At 21.0% G+C, this 628-nt stretch carries 1 protein-coding gene; it reads left to right on the forward strand.

The window, feature by feature from the left end:
- Positions 1 to 401: 401 nt before the first annotated feature.
- Positions 402 to 628 (forward strand): hypothetical protein (locus tag ELQ11_RS09645; RefSeq protein WP_134225305.1); only part of this gene is annotated, 227 nt, incomplete at its 3' end.

Here is a 628-nt window from a genome sequence, read left to right on the forward strand (position 1 = left end):
GGTGTTTTCTGCTTCTTTGTTTTTATTCTTCTTTTTAAAAGCTACATCACAACACTTTATACTCTAAGCTTTTTAAAGTACTCAAATAAGATTATCATAATAAATAATAAAAAATCAATTTCTTATTATTTTCATTTTATTTTTTTCTTTTTTATTATAATTTATATGTTAAAATAACATATTACAAAGGAAACAATATGGATTTATCTCATTCATTAGGACAATATATTATTTTAGCTTTTGCAACAGCCGTAGCCATATTTGTTACATTTTATGACTTTGATAAAAAAGATCATCAACATAATATAAAAAAATAATATCCTTAATATTTATAAAAATTAAAAAAAGATTTTAAGTCATTCTAAAAATAAAAATTTATACTATTTTTTAAAGGATTTGCTATGCAAAAAAATATACAAGATTATATTATTGATGTTCATTCTTGCGATCCCCATTCATCAAATGCTTATAAACAAGATTTATTCGATGTTTTAAATGAAGATTTTACCAAAGAATATGAATTCATAGATAGTCCTACTTTAGATGATATAGTAAAACACAAACAAAGTGATGAAGTTTTTAAAGTGTTTTATAAAAAAGATGATAAAATAAGATTGCTTAGAGTTAG

This window comes from Campylobacter sp. US50a (assembly GCF_004379015.1).
GTDB lineage: Bacteria > Campylobacterota > Campylobacteria > Campylobacterales > Campylobacteraceae > Campylobacter_D > Campylobacter_D jejuni.